The sequence below is a fragment of the Halovulum dunhuangense genome (assembly GCF_013093415.1).
GTDB lineage: Bacteria > Pseudomonadota > Alphaproteobacteria > Rhodobacterales > Rhodobacteraceae > Halovulum > Halovulum dunhuangense.
On sequence record NZ_JABFBC010000001.1, the window covers coordinates 1227655 to 1250135 of the forward strand.

The 22481-nt window shown below is 68.9% G+C and carries 22 protein-coding genes; 18 read left to right on the forward strand and 4 right to left on the reverse strand.

The window, feature by feature from the left end:
• The first annotated feature begins 16 nt into the window (after positions 1-16).
• Positions 17-1414, forward strand: a complete 1398-nt coding sequence (gene murD / locus HMH01_RS06080) for a UDP-N-acetylmuramoyl-L-alanine--D-glutamate ligase (RefSeq protein WP_171323427.1) — start codon at positions 17-19, stop codon at positions 1412-1414.
• Positions 1414-2037, forward strand: coding sequence for a class I SAM-dependent methyltransferase (locus HMH01_RS06085; RefSeq protein WP_171323429.1), 624 nt, complete (start codon positions 1414-1416; stop codon positions 2035-2037). Before murD ends, HMH01_RS06085 begins: the two co-directional genes overlap by 1 nt.
• 160 nt (positions 2038-2197) lie before the next feature.
• Here the strand turns inward: HMH01_RS06085 and HMH01_RS06090 are convergent, their stop codons facing one another.
• Positions 2198-3379 carry a polysaccharide pyruvyl transferase family protein gene (locus tag HMH01_RS06090; RefSeq protein ID WP_171323431.1) on the reverse strand — a complete coding sequence of 394 codons (1182 nt, stop codon included), beginning with the start codon at positions 3377-3379 and terminating at the stop codon, positions 2198-2200.
• 229 nt (positions 3380-3608) lie between these two features.
• On the opposite strand from HMH01_RS06090, the gene HMH01_RS06095 reads away from it, so the two are divergent.
• From HMH01_RS06095 to recN, 14 genes are all read left to right on the forward strand, one after another.
• Entirely contained in the window at positions 3609-4772 is a 1164-nt protein-coding gene (locus HMH01_RS06095; protein WP_171323433.1) for a peptidoglycan glycosyltransferase FtsW, read from the forward strand.
• Entirely contained in the window at positions 4769-5866 is a 1098-nt protein-coding gene (locus tag HMH01_RS06100) for a UDP-N-acetylglucosamine--N-acetylmuramyl-(pentapeptide) pyrophosphoryl-undecaprenol N-acetylglucosamine transferase (protein WP_171323435.1), read from the forward strand. Before HMH01_RS06095 ends, HMH01_RS06100 begins: the two co-directional genes overlap by 4 nt.
• Positions 5863-7260 (forward strand): UDP-N-acetylmuramate--L-alanine ligase, encoded by a 1398-nt coding sequence (gene murC / locus HMH01_RS06105; RefSeq protein ID WP_171323437.1) that lies wholly within the window; start codon positions 5863-5865, stop codon positions 7258-7260. Before HMH01_RS06100 ends, murC begins: the two co-directional genes overlap by 4 nt.
• Positions 7257-7508, forward strand: a complete 252-nt coding sequence (locus tag HMH01_RS06110) for a DUF2484 family protein (protein WP_171323439.1) — start codon at positions 7257-7259, stop codon at positions 7506-7508. Before murC ends, HMH01_RS06110 begins: the two co-directional genes overlap by 4 nt.
• Positions 7475-7756 (forward strand): DUF2484 family protein, encoded by a 282-nt coding sequence (locus tag HMH01_RS06115; protein ID WP_171323442.1) that lies wholly within the window; start codon positions 7475-7477, stop codon positions 7754-7756. Before HMH01_RS06110 ends, HMH01_RS06115 begins: the two co-directional genes overlap by 34 nt.
• Positions 7753-8022, forward strand: coding sequence for a hypothetical protein (locus HMH01_RS06120; protein WP_171323444.1), 270 nt, complete (start codon positions 7753-7755; stop codon positions 8020-8022). Before HMH01_RS06115 ends, HMH01_RS06120 begins: the two co-directional genes overlap by 4 nt.
• Positions 8009-8959 carry a UDP-N-acetylmuramate dehydrogenase gene (gene murB / locus HMH01_RS06125; RefSeq protein ID WP_171323446.1) on the forward strand — a complete coding sequence of 317 codons (951 nt, stop codon included), beginning with the start codon at positions 8009-8011 and terminating at the stop codon, positions 8957-8959. The genes HMH01_RS06120 and murB overlap by 14 nt, the downstream gene beginning before the upstream one ends.
• Before the next feature lie 55 nt (positions 8960-9014).
• Positions 9015-9929 (forward strand): D-alanine--D-alanine ligase, encoded by a 915-nt coding sequence (locus tag HMH01_RS06130; RefSeq protein ID WP_171323448.1) that lies wholly within the window; start codon positions 9015-9017, stop codon positions 9927-9929.
• A 29-nt stretch (positions 9930-9958) separates the two neighbouring features.
• Positions 9959-10795, forward strand: coding sequence for a cell division protein FtsQ/DivIB (locus HMH01_RS06135; RefSeq protein WP_171323449.1), 837 nt, complete (start codon positions 9959-9961; stop codon positions 10793-10795).
• The gene (gene ftsA, locus HMH01_RS06140) at positions 10792-12123 is read left to right on the forward strand and encodes a cell division protein FtsA (RefSeq protein ID WP_171323451.1); all 1332 of its coding nucleotides are present in this window, start codon (positions 10792-10794) and stop codon (positions 12121-12123) included. Before HMH01_RS06135 ends, ftsA begins: the two co-directional genes overlap by 4 nt.
• Positions 12124-12506: 383 nt before the next feature.
• Complete coding sequence (gene ftsZ / locus HMH01_RS06145) at positions 12507-14072, forward strand: cell division protein FtsZ (protein ID WP_171323453.1); 1566 nt, start codon at positions 12507-12509, stop codon at positions 14070-14072.
• 212 nt (positions 14073-14284) lie between these two features.
• Positions 14285-15205, forward strand: coding sequence for a UDP-3-O-acyl-N-acetylglucosamine deacetylase (gene lpxC, locus HMH01_RS06150; protein ID WP_171323455.1), 921 nt, complete (start codon positions 14285-14287; stop codon positions 15203-15205).
• Positions 15206-15340: 135 nt separating this feature from the next.
• Positions 15341-16132 (forward strand): outer membrane protein assembly factor BamD, encoded by a 792-nt coding sequence (locus tag HMH01_RS06155; RefSeq protein ID WP_425483599.1) that lies wholly within the window; start codon positions 15341-15343, stop codon positions 16130-16132.
• Between the two features lie 24 nt (positions 16133-16156).
• Entirely contained in the window at positions 16157-17806 is a 1650-nt protein-coding gene (gene recN / locus HMH01_RS06160; RefSeq protein WP_171323457.1) for a DNA repair protein RecN, read from the forward strand.
• Positions 17807-17813: 7 nt separating this feature from the next.
• Here the strand turns inward: recN and HMH01_RS06165 are convergent, their stop codons facing one another.
• The gene (locus tag HMH01_RS06165) at positions 17814-18374 is read right to left on the reverse strand and encodes a L,D-transpeptidase (RefSeq protein ID WP_171323459.1); all 561 of its coding nucleotides are present in this window, start codon (positions 18372-18374) and stop codon (positions 17814-17816) included.
• 87 nt (positions 18375-18461) lie between these two features.
• Positions 18462-19835: an FAD-binding oxidoreductase gene (locus HMH01_RS06170; protein ID WP_171323460.1), complete on the reverse strand. Its 1374-nt coding sequence runs from the start codon at positions 19833-19835 to the stop codon at positions 18462-18464.
• 64 nt (positions 19836-19899) lie between these two features.
• Between HMH01_RS06170 and HMH01_RS06175 the strand changes: the two genes are divergently transcribed.
• A complete protein-coding gene (locus HMH01_RS06175; RefSeq protein WP_171323461.1) occupies positions 19900-20418 on the forward strand; it encodes a thioesterase family protein in 519 nt (172 codons plus the stop codon).
• Between the two features lie 30 nt (positions 20419-20448).
• A complete protein-coding gene (locus HMH01_RS06180) occupies positions 20449-22101 on the forward strand; it encodes a chloride channel protein (protein ID WP_171325258.1) in 1653 nt (550 codons plus the stop codon).
• 6 nt (positions 22102-22107) lie between these two features.
• On the opposite strand, the gene HMH01_RS06185 is transcribed toward HMH01_RS06180, so the two are convergent.
• Positions 22108-22455 (reverse strand): DUF427 domain-containing protein, encoded by a 348-nt coding sequence (locus HMH01_RS06185; protein WP_343035154.1) that lies wholly within the window; start codon positions 22453-22455, stop codon positions 22108-22110.
• Between the last annotated feature and the right edge of the window lie 26 nt (positions 22456-22481).

Consider the following 22481-nt stretch of genomic DNA (forward strand, 5'->3'; position numbering starts at 1 on the left):
ACGAAGGGGGCAGGCCATGATCCCGGTCAGAGGCTATGACGGGCACAAGGTGGGCGTTCTGGGGCTGGGCCGATCCGGGCTCGCCACGGCGCGGGCGCTGCGCGCGGGCGGCGCGGTGCCGGTCTGCTGGGACGACAGCCCGGACGCACGGCAGAAGGCCGAGGCCGAGGGGTTCGAGACCGCGGACCTGAACCGCGACGCGTCGTGGGAGGGCATGGTCGCGCTGATCGCGAGCCCGGGCATCCCCCATCTCTACCCCGCGCCGCACCCGATCATCGACCGCGCGCTGCGCCTGGGCGTGGCGGTGGACAACGATATCGGGCTTTTCTTCCGTTCCTTCGCCACCGACGACTGGGCAGAACTGGACAGCGTGCCGCGGGTGATCGCCGTGACCGGCTCGAACGGGAAGTCCACCACGACGGCGCTGATCCATCACTGCCTGAAGGCGGCCGGGATCCCCTCGCAGATGGCGGGCAACATCGGCCGCGGGGTGCTGGATCTCGACAAGCCCGGCGATGGCGAGGTGGTGGTGCTGGAGCTTTCCTCATACCAGACCGAACTGGCCCGCGCGCTGGCCCCCGATATCGCGATATTCCTGAACCTCAGCCCCGATCACCTGGACCGGCACGGCGGCATGGGGGGGTATTTTGCGGCCAAGGCGCGGCTTTTCACGCAAGGGGGGCCGGAACGCTCGATCATCGGGGTGGACCAGCCCGAGGGCCGGTTCCTGGCAAACCAGATGCGCGAGGTGGCGGGCAATGGCGATCCGGTGATCCGGATTTCCAACACCCAGCAGATCAAGGATGGCTGGACGGTCTTTGCCCGCAAGGGGTTCATCGCAGAGTGGCGGCGCGGGCGGCAGGTCGCCTCGATCGACATGCGCGCGATGGTGACGTTGCCCGGCGCGCATAACCACCAGAACGCCTGTGCGGCCTATGCGGCACTTCGGGCCGTGGGCATGGGGCCGCGCCAGATCGAGGAAGGTTTCGCCAGCTACCCGGGCCTGGCGCATCGCTCGCAGCTGGTTGCCGAGCGGGGCGGCGTGCGCTTCGTCAACGACAGCAAGGCCACCAATGCGGACGCCGCCGAAAAGGCGCTTCTCGCCTTCGACCGGGTGCGCTGGATCGCCGGGGGCAAGCCCAAGGAGGGCGGGATCGCGGCGCTGCGACCGCATTTCGGCCGTGTCGCCAAGGCGTATCTGATCGGTGAGGCGGCCGAGGAATTCGCCGCGACGCTGGGCGGCACGCCGCACGAGATCTGCCACGACATGGCGACCGCCGTGGCCCGCGCCGCCGCCGATGCCGAACCGGGCGACGTGGTGCTTCTGGCGCCGGCCTGTGCCAGCTTCGACCAGTACCGCAGCTTCGAGGTGCGGGGGGACCACTTCGTGGAACTCGTCCACGCGCTGGGCTGATGGACCTGCGGGCCGTCTACGACCGGCAGGCAAATGCTTGGGACGCCGCGCGCGCGGGCAGCCGGATGGAGGAAGGCTGGCTTTCCCGCGTTACGCGGGGGCTGTGCCCCGGGGCGGCCGTGCTCGATATCGGTTGCGGCAGCGGCGTGCCCGTGGCGGCGTGGCTTGCCGCGCGGGGGTTTTCCATCACCGGCGTCGATTTCTCGTCCGCGATGATCGGGCTCGCCCGCAAACGCCTGCCGCAGGCCAGCTGGATCGAGGCCGACATGCGGTCGCTCGACCTGGGGCGGCGCTATGCGGCGGTGATCGCGTGGGACAGCTTCTTCCACCTGTCCGCGCCAGACCAGCGGGCGATGATCCCGATCTTCGCGGCGCATCTGTCGCCTGGCGGGCGGCTGCTGTTCACCAGCGGCCCCGATGCCGGGCAGGCGATCGGCACCGTGGGAGGAGAGCCGGTCTGCCACAGCTCGCTTTCGCCGGAGGAATATCGCGCGCAGCTGGCTGCAAACGGGTTGCGCGTCCTCGCCTTCCGGCCCGAGGATCCCGATTGCGGCGGTCACAGCGTGTGGCTGGCCGAAGCGGAGAGCACACGCGGCCAGGCGGCAGGCCGCGCCCGCGCGTGATCCTGCCATGCGCGGAAGGCGGCCCGCTGCCGCGCTCAGGGCGCAGCACGCTGATTGCCGGGCCCATCGACTTTCGTCCGGGATATTCAACCGAAACGGGGACGGGGGGGCATTCCGGGGGCGAAAAGCCGCGTCGCGAGTCCCTGTGGCCGCCAGCGGCCTATTCCGCGGCAATCGCGCCGGTTGCTTCGGTTTCTGCTGCCAGCGCGACAAGGCCATCCGCAGGCCGCAGGCCATTTTCGCGCAGAAAGGCAAGGTAGGTCGCCGCGCGCGCCTGCCTGCCCGCATCGAAGGCCGCCCCGTCGAACCGGATCAGCTTTTGCAGCGTGCTGCGGGTAAGCGGTCCGGTCATGTCCTCGGCCCGCAGATGCGGAACGTCGGTCTGGCGGCACAATTCCTCGGTCCGGCTGTCGATGGTTATGGTGCAGGCCATGCGCCCGGCCTGGATGGCCAGCGCCGCGCCGTGATAGCGCGGGCCGATGGTCAGGTCGTGGCGGCGCAACTCGTCCATCCAGGCCGGCACGTCGTAGAAGCTGCGCGCATAGGCGTTGCACCAGGCCGCGAACAGTTCGGGCGTGTAGTGGGGCATCAGGTGCCGGCGGATCCGCTCGCGCACGTCCGGTTCCACCTCGTGCAGCAGATCGCGCGAGATGCGGATCATGTCGCCCATGGACTGCGGGACATAGACGCCGGGATGCACCGGATCCATCATCATCGCGACAAGCTGCTGCTCGATCACGCGCACCTTGTCCCAGGCCTGGTGTCCGCCCGCCACCGCGATCGAACGGGGCAGGTCGAGGGCCTGCCAGCGCGACTCGATCCGGCGTCCCAGCCCGGGGGCAAGCTCGATGAATTGGGACGGACAGGACCCCGTCACCACTTCTGCCCCGGTCAGCTTGCGGATCTGTTCGGTGGCATACGGTCCGCGGGTGTAGATGTTGTTGCGCCCGAAGCGCCGCCCGTTGGCGATCAGCACGTCAAGCCAGGCGGCGGTTCCCGGTGTCAGGGTCACGTCCTCGTCCCGTGACATGGTCTGCGCGCCAAGCCCCAGAGCGACCACCGGCACGTCGATCCGGCCCAGCAACTCTGCCATCGCACCGAGGTCGGTATGCGCGCCGAGCTGGTTCGCGCAGGGCAGGACGACCAGGTCCGCCTCTGCGTTGATCTGCTCCGGCGCCGTATGCCACGGAAGAATCGAGACGATGTCCGGCAGCGTGACGCTGGCGCCCGCGACGAAAGCCAGGTTGCCGTTGTTATGGCCGATGCCGGCATAAAGCCGGTCGAACGGGGCGTTGGAATAGAGACCCGGGTCGGCCATGGACCAAAGCAGTACGACACGCATCGGCATTCCTTTCCCTTCGGGTCCCTTCCGGCGGCCTGCCGGCCGGGCCCGGCGACCGGGCAGCGCCAGCCTAGGCTCCGGGAAATGAACGAAGGGTTAACCCCCAGGACCCGCCGAAACGCTGGCGCGCAGGCTGCAAAGCGGCTAAGCTTTCGCGCAATAACAAGGCCAGATCCGCGGACAACAAGCGGACGGCCAGAGGCAGAGACATGAGCAAGGGCAGGTCGCAATGACCGAGATGGTGCATGGCGCGGTCGCCGAGAAGCCGGGCGAGCCGCTGCTGCCGCGTTGGTGGCGCACGGTGGATCGCTGGTCGCTGGGCGCGGTTCTGGGGCTGTTCGTGATCGGGCTGCTCCTGGGTCTGGCCGCCTCGCCGCCGCTGGCCAGCCGCAACGGGCTCGACCCTTTCCACTACGTCACGCGACAGGCCTTTTTCGGGGTGATCGCCTTCGCGGCGATGATCGTCGTCTCGATGATGTCGCCCACGGAAATCCGTCGCAAGGCGGTGCTGGGCTTTCTTGCCGCAACCATCGCCGTGGCGCTGCTGCCCGTGTTCGGCACCGATTTCGGCAAGGGGGCGACGCGCTGGTATTCGCTTGGCTTCGCGAGCGTGCAGCCGTCCGAATTCCTGAAGCCCGCCTTCGTGGTGTTCTCGGCCTGGCTGATGGCTGCGAGCTATGATCTGTCGGGCCCGCCGGGCCGGGCGATGTCCTTCGTGGTCGCTGTCATCCTTGCGCTCATTCTCGCGCTTCAGCCGGATTTCGGGCAGGCGAGCCTGATCCTCGCGGCCTGGGGGCTGATGTATTTCGTGGCCGGCGCCTCGATCCTGCTGCTGGTCCTCTGTGCGGCGGGCGTGGTCGGCGCGGGGCTGTTCGCCTATGCCAATTCCGAACATGTCGCCCGCCGGATCGACGGCTTTCTCAGCCCCGACATCGATCCGCGCACCCAGATCGGCTTTGCCACCAACGCGATCCAGGAGGGCGGCTTCTTCGGCGTGGGCGTGGGCGAGGGAACGGTGAAATGGTCGCTGCCCGATGCGCATACCGATTTCATCATCGCCGTGGCCGCAGAAGAGTTCGGGCTTCTGCTCTGCCTGCTCGTCATCGCGCTGTTCGCGGTGGTGGTGATCCGCTCGTTCATGCGGCTGCTGGGAGAGCGCGACCCCTTCATCCGGCTGGCCGGTACCGGGCTTGCCGCGCTGTTCGGGATGCAGGCGATCATCAACCTGGGCGTCGCGGCACGGCTTCTGCCGGCCAAGGGCATGACGCTGCCCTTCGTCAGCTACGGGGGATCGTCCATCGTGGCGGCGGGGCTCGCGATGGGCATGCTGCTGGCGCTGACCCGGCATCGGCCACAGGATCACCTGTCGGAAATCATCGGACGCGGGCGATGAGCGCGCAGCCGCTTCTGGTGATCGCGGCCGGCGGCACGGGCGGGCACATGTTCCCCGCCCAGGCGCTGGCCGAAGAGATGCTGGCCCGCGGCTGGCGGGTCAAGCTGTCCACCGATCCGCGCGGCGCGCGCTATGCGGGGGGCTTCCCGGCGGCGGTCGACCGGGTGGTGCTGCGTTCGGCCAGCTTCGCGCGGGGCGGGCTGGTCCAGAAGCTGCTGGCGCCGGTCAAGATCGGCTTCGGCATCCTCGGGGCGCTGGTCTCCATGTTGCGCGACCGGCCGGCCTGTGTCGCGGGGTTCGGCGGCTATCCGGCGCTGCCCGCGATGGCCGCGTCCTGGGCATTGCGCATCCCGCGCCTGATCCATGAACAGAACGGCGTGCTTGGCCGGGTGAACGAGGTCTTCGCGACCCGCGTCGATGCCATCGCCTGCGGGACATGGCCGACCGAACTGCCCAAGGGTGTCGAGGGCATCGACATCGGCAACCCGGTGCGGGCGTCGGTCCGGGCGCTGGCGGGGGCGGAGTATGACGTGCCCAACGGCGGCGCGCTGCAGCTTCTGGTGTTCGGCGGCTCGCAGGGGGCAAGCGTGATGCGCATGGTGCCCAAGGCACTGGCCCTGTTGCCCGAGGATATCCGCACCCGGCTGGTGGTCAGCCAGCAGGCCCGCGATGCCGATGCCGACGAGGTGCGTGCCGCCTATGCGGCGCTGGGAATTCCGGCGGACATCCGGCCCTTCTTCGACGATATCCCCGAACGCATGGCCCGCGCGCAGCTTGTCGTAAGCCGCTCGGGCGCGTCCTCGGTGGCCGATATCGCGGCGATCGGCAGGCCCGCGATCTTTGTCCCCTACGCCGCGGCGGTGCGAGACGAGCAGACGGCGAATGCCCGCGGACTGGCGGAAGCCGGCGCAGCGACGGTGATCCGGGAAGCCGAGTTGACACCCGAGCGCCTGGCACGGCATATCGCCGCGATCCTGTCGGACGGGTCGGCCGCCGCGCGCGCGGCCGCTGCGGCGGCGCGGCTTGGAAAGCCCGATGCCGCAGAACGCCTGGCCGACCTTGTCGAGACCCTGACCCGGAAGGCCCGCCGATGAATGCCCAGACCCGCATGCCGCAGGATATCGGCCCGATCCATTTCGTGGGCATCGGCGGGATCGGCATGTCGGGCATCGCCGAGGTGCTGCTGAACCACGGCTACACGGTGCAGGGCTCGGACCTGAAGGAAAGCGCCATCACGAAGCGGCTGGCCCAGAAGGGCGCCACCATCTTCATCGGGCAGAAGGCCGCCAACCTGAAAGGGGCCGAGGTCGTGGTCATCTCGTCCGCGATCAAGCCGGGCAACCCCGAACTCGACACCGCGCGCAGCCTGAAGCTGCCGGTGGTGCGCCGGGCCGAGATGCTGGCCGAACTGATGCGGCTGAAGAACAACGTCGCGGTCGCGGGCACCCACGGCAAGACGACGACCACCTCGATGGTGGCGGCACTGCTGGACGCGGGCGGCGAGGATCCGACGGTCATCAATGGCGGGATAATCCATGCCTATGGCTCGAACGCGCGGATGGGCGCGGGCGAGTGGATGGTCGTGGAGGCCGACGAGAGCGACGGCACCTTCAACCGGCTGCCCGCCACCATCGCCATCGTGACCAATATCGACCCCGAGCACATGGACCATTACGGCAGCTTCGACGCGCTGCGCCGGGCCTTCGACACCTTCGTGTCGAACATCCCCTTCTACGGGCTTGCGGTCTGCTGCATCGACCATCCGGAGGTCCAGGCGCTGGTCGGCCGCATCCACGACCGGCGGGTCACGACCTATGGCTTCAACCCGCAGGCGGATGTGCGCGCGGTGGACCTGCGCTACGATGCGGGGCAGGCGTGCTTCGACGTGGTGCTCAGCGCCGAGGGCGACGTGATCGAGGGGCTGGTCCTGCCGATGCCCGGCGATCACAACGTGTCGAACGCGCTGGCGGCCATCGCCGTGGCCCGGCACCTGGGCATCGGCCATGACGATATCCGCCGGGCGCTTCAGGGATTTGGCGGGGTGAACCGCCGTTTCACCCGCGTGGGCGAGGTGGACGGCGTGACCATTATCGACGACTACGGCCACCATCCCGTGGAAATCGCGGCCGTGCTGAAGGCCGCGCGCCACGCGACGAAGGGACGGGTCATCGCCGTGCACCAGCCGCACCGCTTCTCGCGGCTGCACGACCTGTTCGAGGATTTCTGCACCTGTTTCAACGACGCCGACGTGGTTGCCATCGCCGATGTCTATGCCGCAGGGGAAGCCCCGATCGAGGGTGCGGATCGTGACAGCCTGGTCGCGGGGCTGCGCCGCCACGGCCACCGCCGGGCATTGCCACTGGACAGCGAGGCGGCGCTTCCCGCCCTTGTGCGCGCCGAGGCGAAACCCGGCGACATGGTGGTCTGCCTGGGCGCCGGCAGCATTTCCGCCTGGGCCCATGCGCTGCCCGAGGCGCTGACCCGGTGACGGCGGCGGCGATACTGGGATGCCTGTGGGTGATCCTCGTTTCGCTGGTCGCCATGATCCCCTATCCGCGGCACCGGCCCTATGCGCTGGCATTGCTGATCCTGTTCCCGGTCCTGCTGGTGCTGATCGCGCGCGAATGGGGCATGCTCTGGGCGGTGGCGTTCTTCTTGGGCGCGCTGTCGATCTACCGCTATCCGGCCCTGTTCCTGGTGAAATGGCTGCGCCGCAAGGCCGGGGGCGGGTCGTGACGGTGCTCTATGCGCTGACCTGGGTGTTCCTCTGCTCGGCGGCGGGCGCCACGCCGAACCGCTGGCACAAGCCGATCGCGGTGCTTCTGGGGCTGGCCGCGCTGCCGGTGCTGTGGCTGATCGGGCGCGATTTCGGCTGGCCCTGGGTGCTGGGCTTCATCCTTCTGGGGATGTACCAGTTCCGCCTGCTGCTGTTCAGCTGGGCACGTCGCATCAGGCGCTGGTTGCGGGGGAGGGGCGGCTCGTGATCGGGCTTCTCTACCTGCTGGCGGCGGGGCTCTTCGCCTTCGGTGTCTTCTGGATCCTGGCACGGGCGCTGCCGCGGCAGGCCTATCGCATCGTCTCGCGGGGGCTTGCCGCGGCGCCCGGGCTGCTGTGGACCGCCGTCGGGCTGACGTCGAACCTTGTCGGCTTGATCGTCCTTCTGTCCCTTGTCATATGGGCGGCTCTGACGCTTGCCGCGATCGCGGCAGAGCGGGTGGTACATGGAAGGGTGCGCGATGCGGATCGATGACCTGCCCCCGGTCAGGGGGACGCTGACCCCGGACCGGCCGCTGGCCGATCTGAGCTGGCTCCGCGTCGGCGGCCCGGCGGACGTGCTGTTCCAGCCCGCCGACGAAGAGGATCTGCGCGCCTTTCTCGGGGCGCTGCCGGCCAAGGTGCCGGTCTTTCCCATGGGTGTCGGCTCCAACCTCATCATCCGCGATGGCGGTATCCGCGGCGTCGTGATCCGGCTCGGGCGCGGCTTCAACGGGATCGAGACGTTGGCGGGGGGACGGGTTCGGGCCGGCTCTGCCGCGCTGGATGCCCATGTCGCGCGCAAGGCCGCGCAGGCCGGGATCGATCTTGGCTTCCTGCGCACGATACCGGGCGCCATCGGCGGCGCGCTCCGGATGAACGCCGGCTGCTACGGGCGGTATGTGGCGGATGCCTTCGTCTCGGCGCGCGGCGTCCTGCGCGACGGGACGGCGATCACGCTGGGGCCGGAGGACATGGGCTTTGCCTATCGCTCGACCGCGCTGCCGCCGGACCTTGTTCTGACCGAGGCGGTTTTCGAGGGGCCGGAACGCCCGCCCGAGGAGATCGAGGCCGCGATGGAGGAGGCCCTTGCAAAGCGTGCCGCGACCCAGCCGGTCAAGGACCGTTCTGCCGGATCGACCTTCCGCAACCCTGCCGGATATTCCTCGACGGGACGGGCGGACGATGTGCATGATCTGAAGGCGTGGAAGCTGATCGAGGATGCGGGCATGAAGGGCGCGCGCCTGGGCGGCGCCCAGATGTCCGAGATCCACGCGAATTTCCTGATCAACCGGAGTGACGCAACTGCCACAGAGCTCGAGTTGTTGGGAGAACGGGTCAGGGAAACTGTTTTCGCAAAATCCGGTATCAGATTAGAGTGGGAAATCATGCGCGTGGGCGAAGCAGTTAAGACGGAAGCCGGCGCAGGGTAAAGAGGTAGAACCGGGAGGGGCCGCCAGAGCCGTCCCCGGGTAGTGAGGCGGGGCTATGTCGAGCAGGGCAAGCATCCGCGTGGCCGTCCTGAAGGGTGGGCCGTCGGCCGAGCGTGAGGTTTCGCTCGTGTCCGGTGCCGCCTGTGCTTCGGCGCTGCGCGACGAGGGCTTCGACGTCGTGGAAATCGACGCCGGCCCGTCGCTGTGCGCCGATCTTTCCGCCGCGAAACCCGATGTCGTGTTCAACGCGCTTCATGGCCGCTGGGGCGAGGATGGCTGCGTCCAGGGCATGCTGGAATGGATGCGGCTGCCCTACACGCACTCTGGTGTGCTGGCCTCGGCGCTGGCGATGGACAAGATCCGCGCGAAGGAGATCTTCGTGATGGCCGGGCTGCCCGTGCCCGAGGGGTTCCTGTCCACCGCCGACGCCGTCCGCAAGACCCACCCGATGGAGCCTCCCTATGTGGTGAAGCCCTACAACGAGGGGTCTTCGGTCGGGGTATACATCGTCCACGAGGGCGCGAATGGCCCGGCGCAGCTTGACGCGCAGATGCCTGACGAGGTGATGGTCGAGCGCTTCGTTCCCGGGCGGGAACTGACCGTCAGCGTGATGGGCGAGCGGGCCCTGACTGTGACCGACATCGTGACCGACGGCTGGTACGACTACCGGGCGAAATATACCGCTGGCGGTTCGCACCATGTCGTGCCGGCCGATCTGCCGGAAGAGATTTTCGAGGCATGCCTCGATTACGCGGTTCGCGCGCACAAGGCCCTGGGATGCCGGGGCATGTCGCGCACCGACTTGCGTTGGGAGGAGAGCAGGGGCTTGAACGGTCTGTTCCTGCTTGAAACCAACACGCAGCCAGGGATGACCCCCACCTCCCTGGCACCGGAGCAGGCGGCCCATTGCGGAATCAGCTTTGGGCAGCTTGTCTCCTGGATGGTGGAGGACGCCACATGCTTCCGGTAAAGGCGCCCCGCGACCCCGCGCCGAGCCGAGTGAAGTATCGGTTGGAACGTCTGTGGCTGCGCCCCGCCATCCGCAATTCCGTGCGCATCGGGCTGCCGCTTTGCGCGGCGGCGTGGTTCGCCACCTCGCTGGCGATGGATCCCGGCGTGCAGCAGATGGCCCGCGAGCAGGCGGCCAGTCTGCGGGCTGCCATCGCCGCGCATCCCGGCCTGATGGTCACGCGGCTGGAAATCGAGGGCAGCAGCCCCGATCTAGAGCAGGCATTGACCGACGCGGCGGCGCTGTCGCTGCCGGTCAGCTCGATGGACCTCGATCTTGACGCGTTGCACCAGCGGGTCGCCGGTCTCGATGCCGTCGCCACCGCACAGGTTCGGGTCGAGGGGGGCGGGCTTCTGCGCATCATCGTCGAGGAACGCGTTCCGGCAGTGGTCTGGCGCCTGCCCGGCCGCGAGGCCTTCGTGACGCTGGATGCGACGGGCGTCCGGGTGGGCGGCCTTGAAACGCGCGCCGATCGGGCGGACCTGCCGCTGATCGCGGGGCCGGGCGCGGACAAGGCCGCGGCCGAGGCGCTGGAGCTTCTGGCGCTGGCCGCCCCCGTGGCCGACCGCATCGGCGGCCTTCTACGGGTGGGCGAGCGGCGCTGGAGCCTTGTCCTGCGGGACGGACCCGAGATCATGCTTCCCGAAACCGGCGCCGCGTCGGCGCTGGCGCGGGTGATGGCACTCGACGCGGCCGAGGACATCCTGGCCCGCGACCTGGCCGTCGTGGACATGCGCGACGCGCGCCGCCCGATCCTGCGGCTGACCTCGAACGCCCTGCTGGAATTGCGCCGCGCCCGCGGCGAGATCGTGGAAGAAGACGCATGAGCAACCTGTTCGAAGCGCAGCGCATGATGCGCCAGCGGCGCGAGGCGGCGCTGCGGCGCGGTGTCGTCGCGGTTCTCGACATCGGCACCAGCAAGATCTCGTGCCTGGTTCTTCGTTTCGCACCTGGACTCGAGGAGGAGGCCGGCCAGCCCCGCCGTGGGCTGACCCATGGTGCATTTCGCGTGATCGGCGCGGCCACCACCCGCTCGCGCGGGGTGCGGGCCGGCGAAATCGACGCCATGGACGAAACCGAGCGCGCGATCCGCACCGCGGTGCAGGCCGCGCAGAAGATGGCCAATGTCCGCGTGGATCACGTCATCGCCAGTTTCGCGGGGGGCGCGCCGCGGTCCTACGGGCTGTCGGGCGACGTGCGGGTCGAGAATGGCGAAGTCTCGGAACTGGATGTCGGCCATGTGCTGGCCGCCTGCGACGTGCCCGACTACGGCGCCGACCGCGAGGCGCTGCATGCGCTGCCGGTGAACTTCACCCTGGATGGCCGCACCGGGCTGATCGATCCGCGCGGGCAGATCGGGGCGCGGCTGTCAGTGGACATGCACCTGCTGACGGTCGATGCCGGCCCCGTCCACAACATCCTCCAGTGCTTCCGGCGTTGCGACCTGGAACTCGCCGGGCTGACCGTGTCGGGCTATGCCGCGGGCATGTCGGCGCTGGTCGAGGACGAGCAGGAACTGGGCGCCGCCTGTATCGATATCGGCGGCGGGACCGCCAGCATCTCGATATTCGTCAAGCGCCACATGATCTATGCCGACGCGGTGCCGCTGGGCGGGCACCACCTGACATCGGATATCTGCCAGGGGCTGGACATTCCCGCGGCATCGGCCGAGCGGATCAAGACCCTGCATGGCGGGGTGATGGCGACCGGGCTGGACGACCGCGAGTTGATCGAGATCCCCTCGCTTTACGAAGGCGAGGGCGGCGACCGGCGTCAGGTGACGCGTTCGGAACTGATCGGCGTGATGCGCCCGCGCATGGAGGAAATCCTCGAGGAAGTGCGCGACCGCCTCGACGCCTCGGGCTTCGAGTACCTGCCGGGGCAGCGCATCGTGCTGACCGGGGGCAGCGCACAGGTGCCGGGCCTTGACCAGCTGGCCGCGCGCATCCTTGGCCGGCAGGTCCGCGTGGGCAAGCCGCTCAGGGTGCAGGGCCTGCCGCAGGCCGCCACCGGACCGGCATTCTCGGCCGCAGTCGGCCTGGCGCTGCATGCCTCGCAGCCGCAGGACGAGTGCTGGGATTTCGAGATGCCTGCCGACCGCGTCGGCGCCCGCCGCGTGCGCCGCGCGCTGCGCTGGTTCCGCGAGAACTGGTAGCACTGTAGCCGGCCGGCCCGGCAGCGCGCCCCGTCCGGGCCACCGCGATCCGCGCCATCGTCTTGCGGATCATGCCGTCCCGTCCACGTCGAGGGCTTTGACCCCATCCGGCGCCAGGCGCCCCGCCTGAACCCGAGGGGCGGAAAAGGCGCAAGCGCGCGCCGCGCGTTAGGCCGCCCTCGCGAACGGCGGGGCCGCGATGCGAGTGGCGCGTTTCTTCGTATCGGGGGCCCCGGGGCCGCGAGATGCGCTAGATAGGCCCGAAACCGGCCCGTTTCCCACAAAATCCGTGACGCTAAACCCTGCATGGGTTACCTTCTCGAATCAGCAGTATTGCAAGAGCCGCGGCTAGAAAGCGGTCAGAAAACAGGCGGACCAGACACATGGCTTTGACTCTCAGCATGCCCGAGCAGCATGATCTGCGCCCCCGCATCACCGTGTTCGGTGTCGGCGGCGCCGGCGGCAACGCCGTCAACAACATGATCGAGAAAAACCTTGAAGGCGCCGAGTTCGTGGTGGCGAACACCGACGCCCAGGCGCTGGCCCAGAACCAGGCTCCGCAGAAGATCCAGCTTGGGGTCGAGGTAACCCAGGGTCTTGGCGCCGGGGCCCGGCCCGAGATCGGCTCTGCCGCGGCAGAGGAATCGATCGAGGCGATCGTCGACCAGCTTTCCGGCGCGCACATGTGCTTCATCACCGCCGGCATGGGCGGCGGGACCGGCACGGGTGCCGCCCCGATCATCGCCCGCGCCGCGCGCGAGATGGGCGTGCTGACCGTCGGCGTGGTGACCAAGCCCTTCCAGTTCGAGGGTGCGCGCCGTATGCGCCAGGCCGAGGCCGGCGTCGAGGAGTTGCAGAAGGTGGTGGACACGCTGATCGTGATCCCCAACCAGAACCTGTTCCGGCTCGCCAACGAAAAGACCACCTTCACCGAGGCGTTCTCGATGGCCGATGACGTGCTCTACCAGGGCGTCAAGGGCGTGACCGACCTGATGGTCCGCCCCGGCATCATCAACCTCGACTTCGCCGATATCCGCTCGGTGATGGACGAGATGGGCAAGGCGATGATGGGCACCGGGGAAGCCGAGGGCGAGGACCGCGCCATCCAGGCCGCGGAAAAGGCCATCGCGAACCCGCTGCTGGACGAAATCAGCCTGAAGGGTGCCAAGGGTGTCCTGATCAACGTGACCGGCGGCCCGGACCTGACGCTGTTCGAACTGGACGAGGCCGCGAACCGCATCCGCTCGGAAGTGGACCCTGACGCCAACATCATCGTCGGCTCCACCCTCGATCCCGAGATGAGCGGCAAGATGCGGGTTTCCGTCGTCGCCACCGGCATCGATGCCGAGCAGGGCACTTCCGCCGCGCCGGCAACGGGTGCAGGCGTGCGCCGTCCCGCCGCGCAGCCGGCCGCGCCCGCGCCCCAGCCCCGGCACGAGCCGGTAGCAGTCCAGCGCGCCGAGGAAGACATCCCCGCCGGCCGCAGCTTCGTCGATGCCCGTGCGCAGCGCCAGCCGGAACCGGCGCCCGCGCCGGCGGCCGCTCACCGCGAGATCGAGGCGCCGGTGACGCACCAGATGATCGAGGACGAGGCGCCCGAGCCGCAGCAGCAGATGCGCGCGGTCGAACAGCCGATGGCAGAGGCCCCGCGCCGCGCGGGCGAGCCGTCGGCCGAGACGCTTCAGCGCCTTGCGGCTGCCGTGAACCGCAAGCCCGAGACGCAGGCCGAGCGCCCGGCATCCGCGCCCCTTCAGCGTCCGCGCGCGGCCGAGCCCGAGGGCGGGCGCTTTGCGATCAACAGCCTGATCCACCGCATGACCGGGCAGGGCCACCGCGAGGAGCGCGAAACCGCGCCGCGCCAGTCCCCGCCGCTGACATCCGGCAATGGCGAGCGGCGTGAGCGCGACCCGAGCGAGATCCCGGCCTTCCTGCGCAGGCAGGCCAACTGATAGGCGACATTTCGCCGATGCAGACAGAGGCGCCCCCGCGGGGGCGCCTTTTTCAATAGGGATCAGGCGTTTCGCGGCCGCTGTAGCAAACCGACACATTCTTTGAGTTGTATGGGTGCCCCCCCGACACATAACTGACGCAAAGGTAAAGACGTGGGACGCACCACCCCTGGCTTGCTGGCCAGTGCGGTATGTGTCGGAAGGAGTGGCCCGTGCAGACGAGTTTGAAGCGTGACGTCCAGTTCGTCGGGATCGGCCTGCATTCCGGTCGTCCGGCGCGCATGACCCTGAAGCCGGCGACGGCGGGCAGCGGCGTCCGGTTCTGCCGGGTCGACGTGACCGACCGCGACCCCTTCATTCCCGCCCGGTTCGACCTGGTCAGCGATACGCAGCTGAACACGCGCTTGACGAATGCCGGCCACGTCAGCGTCTCGACGGTCGAGCATCTGATGGCGGCCATCGCCGGAACCGGGCTGCACAACGTGCTGGTAGAGATCGACGGCCCCGAAGTGCCGATCATGGACGGCAGCGCGCGCCGCTTCGTGCACGATATCCTCATGGCGGGGCTGGTCACCACCCGGGCGCCCCTGCGGGCCTGGAAGGTGGATCGCGAGATCACCTTCGAAGACGGTGGCGCCAGCGCGACGCTGCGGCCGTCGGACGCCTTCACGATCGACTTCGAGATCGACTTCAGCGATCCGGCCATCGGCCGGCAGGCGCGGCGGTTGGACATGGCCAATGGCGCGTTCCTGCGGGAACTGGCGGATTGCCGGACTTTCTGCCGCCGGGCAGAGGTGGACTACATGCAGGCGCACGGGCTTGCGCTGGGCGGTTCGCTCGACAATGCGGTCGTGGTGGACGGGGCCGAGGTGCTGAACCCCGGCGGTTTCCGCCGCACGGACGAGTGCGTGCGCCACAAGATGCTCGACGCGCTGGGCGATCTTGCGCTGGCCGGTGCGCCTGTCCTTGGCGCCTATGAGGGCCGGCGCGCGGGGCATGGCGTGACCAACCGCCTGCTGCGCAAGGCGTTCGCCACGCCGGGCGCGCTGCGGCTGGTCGAGGTGACGCCCGAGATCGCGGCCCGGCTACCCGGTTCGGGCCTGCTTCCGGCGGATCTGGCAGCGGTCGGCTGACAGCCCGAAAAAGCGCAACGCGCGTCTTTTTCTTGGCTCGTCTTATGTGCTAGACCGATATCCGAAAAGGCGGCGGCGCAACCCGACGCCGACGGGATCGAGGGCAGCGACTTGCGTCATTGGGGTGTTTGGCTGATTGCGCTGGCGGCATTGTCCGCATGCAGCCGCGAAGCGGAGGTGCCGGTCGAAAGCCGTTCGGCACAGGATCTGTATATCGCCGCGGAAGCAGAACTCGATGCCGGACGCGCAGCACGCGCGGGCGAGTTGTTCGACGAGGTGGAACGCCTCTACCCCTATTCGGACTGGGCAAGGCGGGCGATGATCATGTCGGCCTTTTCCTATTACGACGCGCAGCGCTACGAACTCGCGCGATCTTCGGCCAACCGTTACCTCGACTTCTACCCCGCCGAGGACGATGCCGCCTATGCGCAATACCTGATCGCGCTCAGCTATTACGACCAGATCGAGGATGTGCGCCGCGACCAGGGCACCACGATCGACGCGTTGCAGGCCCTGCGCGAGGTGGTGGAACGCTATCCCGACAGCGATTACGCGAAATCGGCCGAGCTGAAATTCGACCTTGCCCTTGCCCATCTGGCCGGCAAGGAAATGGAGATCGGACGCTATTACCTGAAGCGGGGCCATTACACGGCCGCGATCAACCGCTTCCGCGTTGTCGTGCAGGAATTCCAGACCACCCAGCACACGCCCGAAGCGCTTCACCGGCTGGTCGAGGCGTATCTTTCGTTGGGGCTGACGGACGAGGCGCAGACCGCCGGCGCGATCCTTGGATACAACTACCAGGGCTCTGTCTGGTACCAGGACAGCTTTGCGTTGCTGACCAGCGCCGGCCTCGATGCAGAGCCGCAGGGTGATGGGTGGCTTTCGCGCATCTACCGGCAGGTGATCCAGGGCAAATGGCTCTGAACGCCCCAGGCCAATGCACCGCTCATGCTGCGTGAACTCACGATCCGCGACATCCTGCTTATCGAGGAGCTGGACCTCGACTTTCACCCGGGCCTGAATGTCCTTACCGGCGAGACGGGGGCGGGCAAGTCGATCCTTCTCGATTGCCTCGGCCTTGTGCTGGGCTGGCGCGGGCGCGCCGATATCGCGCGCCAGGGCGCCTCGGAGGGCGAGGTGGGCGCCGTGTTCGACCTGGTGCCGGGCCATGCGGCCCATGCGGTGCTGGAGGAGGCGGGGCTGCCGCGCGACGACCAGCTGATCCTGCGGCGGATTACCTCGGCCGACGGGCGCAAGCGTGGTTTCGTCAACGACCGCCGCGCCTCGGGCGAGGTGCTGCGCGCGCTGTCGGCCACGCTGGTGGAACTGCACGGCCAGCAGGACGATCGCGGGCTTCTGGACCCGCGTGGCCACCGTGACCTGCTCGATGCCTTTGGCGGGCTTGAGCCCTTGCGGGACCGGGTCCGCAGCGCCTGGCGGGCGCTTGCGGCCGCGCGCAAGGCGCGGATCGACGCGGAAGAGACGGTCGCGCGTGCCGCCCGCGACGCGGATTTCCTGCGCCACGCGGTGGCCGAGCTTGACGCATTCGCCCCCGAACCCGGCGAGGACGACCGCCTCGACGCGCACCGGCGCCGGATGCAGATGGCCGGCCGCATCCGCGACGACGTTGCACGGGCGGTGGACCTGATGGGCGGCGACGGCGCCGAGGGCCGCATTGCCGAGGCGATGCGCTGGCTCGAAACCGTGGCCGACCGTGCCGACGGCGCGCTGGACGAGCCGCTGGCCGCGCTTGGCCGCGCGCTTGCCGAACTGGGCGAGGCGCAGATGGCGACCGAGGGGTTTCTAGAGCGGCTCGACGTCGACCCGTTCGAGCTGGAGCGCACGGAAGAGCGGCTTTTCGCCCTGCGCGGGCTTGCCCGCAAGCACGACGTGCTGCCTGACGACCTGGCCGATCTGGCCGATGATCTGCGGCGCAAGCTGGCCGCGATCGACGGTGGGGCCGAGCAGACGGCACGGCTCAGGCAGGAGGAAGCGGCGGCGCAGGCGGCCCATGACGCGGCTGCTGCCGCGCTGGGCGCCGCCCGGCGCGAGGCGGCGGGCCGGCTGGACGCGGCGATGGCCCACGAACTGGCACCCCTCAAGCTTGAGCGTGCGGTATTCCGCACCGATGTGAGCGATGCGGAGCCGGGGCCCGATGGGTGTGACCAGGTCAGCTTTACCGTCGCGACCAACCCCGGCGCGCCGCCGGGCCCGCTTGCACGCATCGCATCGGGGGGCGAGCTGTCGCGCTTCCTTCTGGCCCTGAAGGTGTGCCTGACCGGGCGCTCGGACGGGCTGACCATGATCTTCGACGAAATCGACCGCGGCGTGGGCGGCGCCACCGCCGATGCCGTGGGCCGGCGGCTGGCGCAGGTGGCACAGGCCTCGCAGGTGCTGGTGGTGACGCACTCTCCGCAGGTCGCCGCGCTGGGCGCCCATCATTTCCGCGTGGCGAAATCGGTCGAGGCAGAGGTCACGCGCACCCGGGTCGCGGCCCTCGATCCCGAGGCGCGGGTGGACGAGATTGCCCGGATGCTTGCGGGCGACGTGATCACCGACGCCGCCCGCTCTGCCGCGCGCGCGCTTCTGGCGCGCTGAGGGCGGCTCAGAGAAGCACGACCTGCGTGCCGACCTTGGCCAGGCCGAACAGTTCCGCGATCTGTTCGTTGAACAGCCCGATGCAGCCGTTGGATGACCGCCGGCCGATCTTGCGCACGTCGTTGGTGCCGTGGATGCGGTAGTACTGCCAGCTCAGGTTCAGCGCATGGGTACCGAGCGGGTTCTCGGGGCCGGGGCCGACATAGCGCGGCAGTTCCGGGTTGCGTTCCAGCATCGAAGGCGTGGGGCGCCATTCCGGCCCGTTCCGCTTGAGCGTGATCTCGGTCCGGCCGCGGCGGGTCAACTCGTCGCTGAGCGGCACGGAGGTGGGGAATATCCGCGTGATGCTCTCATCCTCGGACCAGTAGAACAGCACCCGCGCCTCGGTATCGCAGAGGATCGCGCCGTTCTTCAGATTGTCGAAATGATCCTGCCAGCGATGGGTGGCAAAGCCCGAGACGCGGCGCGCGATCCCGTCCCCGGCGGTCTCGGCCCGCAGGATTGCGGGGGCGGCAACCAGCGTGGCTGCGCCGCCCGCAAGGGCGGTCAGGAAATGACGTCGTTCCATCGGAAAACTGCTCCGTTTCTTGTTGTTGCCTTGCATGCGCATAAGCTTATGGGAACAGGTCAAACGCAAGACACGAAGGGGTGAGCGTCAGTCGATGCGCACAACCTTGCCGGGGTTCAGGATGTTCAGCGGATCGAGACATCGCTTGAGCTGCGCCATCACCTCCCAGGCGGGACCGTGCTCGGCCTCCATGTAGTCCATCTTGCCAAGCCCGATGCCGTGTTCCCCGCTGATGGTGCCGCCCATGCGCAGGGCGCGGGCGTTCATCCGCCCGGCAAGGTCCTTCGCGATGGCCAGCTCCTCTGCGTTGCCCCGCTCGATCAGAAGCCCGGTGTGGAAGTTGCCATCCCCCACATGCCCGACGATGGCCCCGGTGATGGGGCTTGCGTCAAGATCGGCCCGCGTCTCGAGCACGGCCTCGGCCAGGCGCGAGATCGGCACGCAGATGTCGGTGGTCATCGGCATGCAGCCCGGCCGCAACGTCTGATAGGCGTAGTGCACGTTGTGGCGCATCTTCCACAGCGCGGCGCGGTCCTCGGTCCGGGTGGACCATTCGAAGCCCGCGCCGCCATTGTCGGCGGCTATTTCCGCCACGGTCGCCGCCTGTTCGGCCACGGCGCTTTCCGATCCGTGGAATTCCAGGAACAGGTGGGGCGCCTCGGGCATGGAGCCCCCCGAATGGAAGTTGAAACCCCGCACGGTGCGGTCGTCCACGAATTCCATCCGCGCCATCGGCACGCCCATCTGGATGGTCTGGATCACGGTGTCCACCGCGCCCCTGATGCTGTCGAAGCGGCAGATCGCGGCCGAGATCGCCTCGGGCTGGCCCTGCAGGCGCAGCGTCAGTTCGGTGATGACGCCAAGCGTCCCCTCGGATCCGACGATCAGCCTGGTCAGGTCGTAGCCCGAGGCGGACTTGCGCGCCCGGCTGCCCGTCCGGATCACGCGGCCGTCGGCCAGCACCACCTCCAGCGCCAGCACGTTCTCGCGCATGGTGCCGTAGCGCAGTGCCGTGGTGCCCGAGGCCCGGGTCGCCGCCATGCCCCCGAGCGAGGCGTTGGCCCCCGGATCGACGGGGAAGAACAGCCCGCTGTCGCGCAGGTGCGTGTTCAGCGCCTCGCGCGTGACGCCGGGCTGCACGACCGCGTCCAGACCCTCGGAATGGATGGCGAGGATGCGGTCCATCCGCCCCATGTCGAGCGATATGCCGCCCCGAACCGCCAGCGCGTTCGCCTCGAGCGACGTGCCGGTGCCCCAGGGCACGACCGGGCATCGTTCCTCGGAACAGATCCGCAGGATCTGCGCGACGTCCTCGGTGCTTTCGGGAAAGGCAACCCCGTCAGGGGGCGTCTCGGGATACCAGGTTTCGTTCCGCCCGTGGATTGACCGCACTGCATCGCTTGTGACAAATCGCGACCCGAGCAGGTTGCGAAGCCGGTCCAGCGCGGTTTCTATACACATTGCGCGATCCTCTCCGGATGTTCCGGGGCGACCCTAGAGCGGCGCCAGACAAAGGAAAAGCCCGATGGAAGGTGGTCCGGCCCAAGGCCATGACGGTCCCTATGCGGCGCCGCTGCCGCTGCCGGGCGGAGAGGTGGAGCCGGGCTGGATCGACTACAACGGCCACATGAACGTGGCCTGGTACATGCTGGCCTTCGACCGGGCCATCGACGTGATGCTGGAGCGGGAGCTGGGCCTGGGCGAAACCCATGTGCACGCGTCCGGGCAAGGGCCGTTCGCGCTGCAATCCTCGATCCACTACCTGGCCGAGCTGCGCCTCGCGGCGCGGTTCCGGTTCGAGGCGTTGCTCCTCGATGCGGACGCGAAGCGGATGCACCTGGTGGTGACCATGGTCCGCGCGTCGGACGGATCGCCGGCCGCCACGCTGGAGACGCTGCTGATGAACGTCGATCACGCGACCCGGCGGGCGGTGCCTTACCCCGACTGGGCGCAGCCCCGGCTGGCCCGGATGCTGGCCGATCATGCCACAGCACCGCGGCCCCCGCAGGCGGGCCGGCCGCTTGGCATCCGGCGGCAGGGCTGAGCCGTGAGAACCCGCCGGTTTTTCCGTCTCCTGCGTATCCGGGGCCTGCGGGGCGCCCAGCGGGGCAGGGATGCGCTGCGCAGCCTGCGCCAGCGCGGGCCGGGGGCGATCCAGTTCTGGGCCATCGCCCTGGTCGTCGGTGTCATCGCCGGACTTGCGGCCGTGGGCTTCCGCCTGTCCATCGACTGGCTGCAGGAGACGTTCTACGGCGCCACCGACGTGGAACTGGCAAGCTATGCCGCGAACCTGCCCTGGCAGATCGTGCTTGGCATGCCGATCGCGGGCGGGTTGGCCGTCGCCCTGATCCTGCGCTTCACCACGCCCGACGGTCGCCCGCATTCCGTCGCCCATGTGATCGAGGGGGCCGCGATGCGCGAGGGGCGCGTCGATACGCGCGCGGGGCTCGGCTCGACCGCGGCCTCGCTGGTCACGCTGTCCACGGGGGGATCCACCGGGCGCGAGGGGCCGGTCGTGCTGCTGGCGGGTGTCATCTCCACCTGGGTCGCGCGGCTGATCCATGCCGACGGCATCACCGGGCGCGAGCTTCTGGGATGCGCGACGGCCGCGGCGGTGGCCGCCTCGTTCAACGCCCCCATCGCCGGCGCGCTTTTCGCGCTGGAAGTGGTGCTGCGTCATTTCGCGGTGCATGCCTTCGCGCCCATCATCATCGCATCCGTCGCGGGCGCGGTGATCGCGCGGCTGACGGTAGGCAACGTGACCGAGTTCGTCCTGCCCGACCCGACGCTGGCCTTCTATGTCGAGTTGCCCGCCTTCATGCTGCTTGGGCTGATCTCGGGCCTGGTGGCGGCGGTGATGATCTGGTCCATCTTTGCCGCCGAGGATATCGGCGACGCGATCCAGCGCCGCACCGGGCTGCCCGGCTGGATGCGTCCGATGCTGGCGGGCGCCATGCTGGGCGGCATCGCGCTGGCCTTTCCCCATATCATCGGGGTGGGATACGAGACGACCTCCCGCGCGCTGACCGAGGGGCTGTTCCTGTGGGAGGCGGTCGTCTTCGCCGCGATCAAGGTGCTTGCCGTGGCGATCACCATGGCCGGCCGCATGGGGGGCGGGGTCTTTTCGCCCTCGTTGATGCTGGGGGCGCTGACGGGGCTTGCCTTCGGTCTGCTGGCCACGTCGATCTTCCCGTCGGTGTCGGGCACCGCGGGCCTGTACGCGCTGGCGGGCATGGGCGCGGTGGCCGCCGCGGTGCTGGGGGCGCCGATCTCCACCGCTCTGATCGTGTTCGAGATGACCGGCGACTGGCAGGCCGGACTGGGCGTGCTGGTCGCGGTGTCGCTGTCCTCGGCGCTCTGCTCGCGGCTGGTGGTGCGCAGCTTCTTCCTGACCCAGATCGAGCGGCGCGGCGTCCATGTCGCGGCGGGACCGCAGGAATACCTGATGGCGACCATCACCGTCGGACGCCTCGCCGCGCCGCCCGACGCGGTGGGGCTTACCCCCGAACAGGCCGAGCGGCTAGTCGGCAAGGGGGCGTTCCTGCGCCGCTCTGACACGCTGGAGCGCGCCCTGCCGCTGTTCGACCGGCTGGGCGTGTCGGTGCTTCCGGTGGTGGAGGAACAGGCGCCCGGCGTTCTTCAGACCGTGGGCGCCGTGACCCATGTGGCGGCGCTGAAGGCCTATGCCCGCGCGCTGGCCGCCACGGCGCGCGAGGAACATTCCTGAGACGCCTCAGATCTGTTCCACGGCCACCTTTTCACCGGTCCTGAAGGCGATGTAGCCGCGGACCCGTTCGGTGGCCTCGCTGGGTTCTTCATAGGACCAGGCGATATCCGGGATGGCGCCGCTTTTCGCGACCACGGCGTAATGCATCGCGCGACCCTTCTCCGGGCTGACGCTGACGGTTTCCGACGGCTCGAGGAATGCCATCTCGATATCGTCGCGCGGGAAATAGATCACCGGGGAAACGCCTTCCTCGATCAGTTCCAGGGCGTTCTCGGTCTCTCCGATCACGGCGCCGCCGGCACGGACGACCCATTTGCCAGGGGCCTTGGCGATGGTGATGGTGCTGCTCAGCATTGGCATTCTCCGATCAACGTCACTTC